This is a genomic window from Moorena sp. SIO4G3 (assembly GCF_010692305.1).
Taxonomy (GTDB): Bacteria; Cyanobacteriota; Cyanobacteriia; order Cyanobacteriales; family Coleofasciculaceae; genus Moorena; species Moorena producens_A.
On sequence record NZ_JAAHIG010000547.1, the window covers coordinates 1 to 4,533 of the forward strand.

Sequence of the window (4,533 nt, forward strand, 5' to 3'; positions counted from 1 at the left end):
TAATTCGTGATTTTAGCACCTGTTACCTTTACCAGACCGTAGCGAAACCACTACATCTTTATCACTACGAATCCATGAAAGGAAACTTATCCTCACGCCGACCTTTTACCGATAAACCCCGCTTTAGCTACCCTCGCAAAACCCTACGCAAAATGCGGGTAGCATTTACCCTTACCATCCTATGTATTGCTCTTACGTTTATTCCCATTCGCCTAGGACTCGCCCATCTCCAATCCCCTACTCCTCAGGTGATTCTGACCCTCGGTGGCGGTATCGAACGGGAAACATTTACAGCTGAGTTTGCTCAAAAACATCCTAACCTTGATATTTGGGTCTCTTCTGGAGTGCCCACCCCACAAGCCCAAAACATCTTTGAGGAAGCAGGTATTTCTGATCAGCGAGTGCATCTTGATCAGCGTGCTATCGATACCGTCACCAACTTTACCACCCTGGTTCAAGATTTCAAAACCAATGACATCCACCATGTCTATCTAATCACCTCAGACTTTCACATGCGTCGGTCGATTGCGATCGCCTTCTTTGTTTTCGGCAGTCACGGTATTGCCTTCACCCCTGTCGCCATTCCTTCCCAGCGGCCTGAGGAATCCTGGCTGCGAGTGGCACGGGATGTAGGGCGCTCGGTGGTTTGGATTATCACTGGTCGTACTGGAGCGAGTCTTCAATATTATTTGAGAGCCTGACTCTTGGAGGGAGTCGGGAATCGGGAATCGGGAATCGGGAATCGGGAATCGGGAATCGGGAATCGGGAATCGGGAATCGGGAATCGGGAATCGGGAATCGGGAATCGGGAGTAGAGTTTGGTAGGTGTGGTAGATATCCCTCTGCTGTCAGACTCCGAAAAATGGGGGTCAAACCCTGATTCTTTCGTGAGGCGTCGTTGGCTGTAATAACGAAATTTCGTCATAATTTCGGAAAGTGACAGAAGAGGGATATAGGGTTGATCATAGCTATGAGCTACAAAGCATTTTGTTCCTATTCCCTCTTCTATTTTACCTGTTTCCTATTCCCTCTTATCTTTTCCCTGTTCCCTGTTCCCTAAAAACCAAAAATTTGTACCTCACCCCATGAAAAAAACCTAGATTATGACAACTGACTTAAGTAAACCACCAGCCTTAGATTCAGCCCCCTTAGTTGATTTAAGCAAATACGACTCATCTCAATTTGACCGAGGGCGTCCCAGTTGGTTAGTCTTAATCTGGTGGTTGGTGCAAGCGATCGCATTTCCCTTAAGTCTTCATAACTTCAATGGTTTTCGCCGATGGCTGCTCCAATTATTTGGAGCCAAGATTGGTACTAATGTCATCATTCGACCCACCGCTCGTTTTACGTATCCCTGGAAAGTAGAAATTGGTGACTACAGTTGGATTGGGGATGATGTGGTGTTCTACAGCATCGATCGGATTCGCATTGGTAGTCATTGCATTATTTCCCAAAAATGTTACCTCTGTACCGGTAGTCACGATATCAAAGACCCAAGATTTGGGTTAATCACAGCTGAGATAAATGTTGGTAACGGAGCCTGGATTGCTACCGATTGCTTCGTTGCGCCCGGTGTCCACATTGGAGCCAATGCGGTAATTGGTGCTCGCAGCAGTGTGTTTAGTAATATCCCAGAGCAGCAAGTATGCTGGGGGACACCAGCACGTGCTCGGTATCGACGGGAGGTAGGGAGTAGGGAGTAGGGAGTAGGGAGTAGGGAATGTGGGGAGATGGGGAGATGGGGAGATGGGGAGATGGGGAGATGGGGAGATGGGGGGTAGGGAGTAGGGAGTAGGGAGTAGGGAGTAGGGGAGATGGGGAGATGGGGAGTCAGATATTGAGAAATGCAGTAGTGGTAAACAATTCGTGATTTTAGATCCTGTTACCTTGACCAGACCGTAGCGAAACCACTACATCTTTTCCACTACCTTCAAAATGACACTTAACAGCATCTCGAACCATCGTTTTCAGATCATCTAACGTGTCTGCTTGATTGACATACTCCCGCCGCCAAATCAGAGATTATGGCGGGGGATTCTCACAGAGTGATTCTTGATTCAGCGAGACAACTTATTAAATCAGGCTTCCCCTCATCAACAGCGGTTGAACTCTCCTCAAGCGTTCCCGGTTTCCCGGCAGTTCCCCAATGCCCTTGGGTACTGTTCAAATCAACACCTAGAATATTCATGCCCTTCTTTAAAATGTTTAATGCCGCGTTCGTATCACGACAGATTTGTGTTTTGCACTTTGGACATTGATGAGTTCTGGTGCTGAGTGATTTCTTGACTCGATGACCACAATTTGAGCAGTCAGTAGATGTGTAGTTAGGGGCAACAGCAATCACTGTCTTATCCCAAACCTTCCCAAAATAATCTAACCATTGAGTGAATTGATACCACGAAGCGTCAGAAATCGACTTAGCTAGATGATGGTTCTTGACCAGATTCTGTATCTTCAGGTCTTCTAAGACAACCACATCGTGAGAGTGGACTACGCACCGAGCTAACTTAACCGCCCAGTCTTTACGCTGTCTTTGAACCTTCAAATGTGCCTTCCCCAGTATGATTCTGGCTTTGTGGTAGTTGTTTGATTGAGGTTTTTTCCCTCTAACAAACTTTCTTGATAGTCGCCGCTGTAGTTTCGCGGGTCCGTTTCTCAGCCCGTCTTAAATACTTGGGATAGATAGCAGCATTATCGTTTTGGTCTTTGTAGAAATACTTCAAACCTAAATCAATGCCAATCACATTCCCAGTATGTTTTCCTACCTCTTGGCGAGTGGCATCAAAACAGAATTGAGCATAATATCCATCAGCTCGTCTAACTACTCTCACACGATTAATTTTAAGTCTGAACAAATCTTCTCTTGTTTCATGATTACAAAATAGAGAAAACTTACCCGCATTAAATCCATCGGTGAAGTTAATAGTTAAACAATCAGCTGAGAGTTTCCAGCCTGACGTTTTATACTCAACCGTTCGCGCAGCGTCGGCAAAGCCGTTACGAGAATGCTTTTTGAACTGAGGATATCCTTTCTGTTTCGCACCCTCTCTACAACGACGATAGAAGCTAGAGATTGAATTCCAAGCCCTCTGTGCTGATGCTTGCCGTGCCATTGAGTTTAATTTCTTAGCAAAAGGAAACTCACGCGCTAGTTCTTTGCATAGCAGAGATAGACGAGCCTTGTTCACATTTGGCTCTTCCCGCCACAATCTAACTGCTTTATTTCTGATAAACTGAGCAGTTCTTATGGCTTCATCTAAGGCTTGATATTGTACCTTAGACCCGTTTAATAGCTTGGCTTCTCTGACTATCATAAGTTGATTTTACTACACGCCTGCGCCAGATCAAACATAACTACTACATTCTTTTTTATTGGTCGGAATTCATCTCACCGCTAACCTGCGGTATAGCGGGAGCCTTCTTCCGACATTCAGGTAAAGATAGACTCTCCTAAAGCTCTGGCCGTATAACCCCCTTCCGGATCTTCCTCAACCAAAAACACAACCTCGCTCATGTTCATGACTCTCCCATTGTTGTCTATCGTTATTATCGCATAGGGAGATGGGGAGCTGGGGAGATGGGGAGCTGGGGAGATGGAGAGATGGGGAGTCAGCTCAGCGTTCCCTCTTGCTAGCATGCCTCTTGCCTCTTACCTATTCCCTATTCCCTGCTCCCTGCTCCCTGCTCCCTGCTCCCTATTCCCTTCAACCGACCGCAAAATCACTATACTGACGCATAAACGGAGTGTGAAAGGCTAATACAATGTCAGACTTAGGAATTCCCACATCAGTCAGCTCATTTGCCACACCATATTCCGTCCCATCGTATTGAATCCAAATCTTGTCGTTGATAATATCAATGTGAATCAAGCAACCATAGACGCGGCGATGCTCTTCCCAACCCACACTAATAATTTGATAGTGGTCATTTTCTAGATCAAAGGAAGTATAACGGTCTATATCACCAAACGAAGGTTTAATTTTGCTGTAATCAGTCAATATTTTTTTAATCGCTTCACGATACTGATTTAACTTATCCATTGCACAATTACCTCCTGGTTAGGATCGAATACTAACAGCTTAACTTGATACTCTTTAATACTAAGTTGAGGGAGTTCTTCACCAAAAAAATCGTCGTAAATGGATAAGGGAACAGCCAAATAAAGTACTCGTTGTGGTTGTTTCAGGCGTAGTAGAGGGAATAGGGAACAGGGAACAGGGAACGGGGAATAGGCAAGAGGCAAGAGGCAAAAGGCAAAAGGGGCAATAAATCAGGAGTTTTATTGGACAATAAAAAAAGACCTTCTAGGTGTACATCTCAAATATAAACCCTATACTGTTTCCTAAACTATTATAGCGGTTTCTATTCTAATCAGGTATACATAATTTTTACCCTCTTACCTCTTACCTCTTACTTCTTCTGAATTCACTGTTCCCAGATCCGCTGTTCCCTGTTCCCTAAAAAAATATACCTCACCTCATTGAAAACCACTATATAACGACTCATCAAAATCCTCTGACATTTTCACTAACA

6 protein-coding genes and 1 pseudogene are annotated in these 4,533 nt (G+C 44.8%); 3 read left to right on the forward strand and 4 right to left on the reverse strand.

The features are described 5' to 3' along the window. The coding region (locus F6J99_RS42390; protein ID WP_365975348.1) for a YdcF family protein at nt 1-701 on the forward strand (701 nt) is incomplete at its 5' end. Here the strand turns inward: F6J99_RS42390 and F6J99_RS42395 are convergent. Then, nucleotides 686-925, reverse strand: coding sequence for a hypothetical protein (locus F6J99_RS42395; protein ID WP_293122788.1), 240 nt, complete (start codon nt 923-925; stop codon nt 686-688). The two genes, F6J99_RS42390 and F6J99_RS42395, sit on opposite strands and share 16 nt — an antisense overlap. A gap of 178 nt (nt 926-1,103) precedes the next feature. On the opposite strand from F6J99_RS42395, the gene hpsU reads away from it, so the two are divergent. Next, nucleotides 1,104-1,703: a hormogonium polysaccharide biosynthesis acetyltransferase HpsU gene (gene hpsU / locus F6J99_RS42400; protein ID WP_293122791.1), complete on the forward strand. Its 600-nt coding sequence runs from the start codon at nt 1,104-1,106 to the stop codon at nt 1,701-1,703. A 335-nt stretch (nt 1,704-2,038) separates the two neighbouring features. Here hpsU and F6J99_RS42405 read toward each other — a convergent pair. Beyond that, a pseudogene (locus tag F6J99_RS42405) lies at nt 2,039-3,314 on the reverse strand (transposase). Between the two features lie 247 nt (nt 3,315-3,561). On the opposite strand from F6J99_RS42405, the gene F6J99_RS42410 reads away from it, so the two are divergent. Further along, a complete protein-coding gene (locus tag F6J99_RS42410) occupies nt 3,562-3,732 on the forward strand; it encodes a hypothetical protein (protein ID WP_293122794.1) in 171 nt (56 codons plus the stop codon). On the opposite strand, the gene F6J99_RS42415 is transcribed toward F6J99_RS42410, so the two are convergent. Together F6J99_RS42415 and F6J99_RS42420 are read right to left on the reverse strand one after the other, a co-directional pair. Then, nucleotides 3,705-4,040 carry a XisI protein gene (locus tag F6J99_RS42415; RefSeq protein WP_070395860.1) on the reverse strand — a complete coding sequence of 112 codons (336 nt, stop codon included), beginning with the start codon at nt 4,038-4,040 and terminating at the stop codon, nt 3,705-3,707. The two genes, F6J99_RS42410 and F6J99_RS42415, sit on opposite strands and share 28 nt — an antisense overlap. Beyond that, nucleotides 4,028-4,159 (reverse strand): element excision factor XisH family protein, encoded by a 132-nt coding sequence (locus tag F6J99_RS42420; protein ID WP_293122800.1) that lies wholly within the window; start codon nt 4,157-4,159, stop codon nt 4,028-4,030. The genes F6J99_RS42415 and F6J99_RS42420 overlap by 13 nt, the downstream gene beginning before the upstream one ends. Between the last annotated feature and the right edge of the window lie 374 nt (nt 4,160-4,533).

Excerpts from the sequence above, each read along its gene's own strand:
- F6J99_RS42395 (WP_293122788.1), bottom strand. The coding sequence starts at position 925 with ATGACGAAATTTCGTTATTACAGCCAACGACGCCTCACGAAAGAATCA.
- hpsU (WP_293122791.1), top strand. The coding sequence starts at position 1,104 with ATGACAACTGACTTAAGTAAACCACCAGCCTTAGATTCAGCCCCCTTA.
- F6J99_RS42410 (WP_293122794.1), top strand. The coding sequence starts at position 3,562 with ATGGGGAGCTGGGGAGATGGGGAGCTGGGGAGATGGAGAGATGGGGAG.
- F6J99_RS42415 (WP_070395860.1), bottom strand. The coding sequence starts at position 4,040 with ATGGATAAGTTAAATCAGTATCGTGAAGCGATTAAAAAAATATTGACT.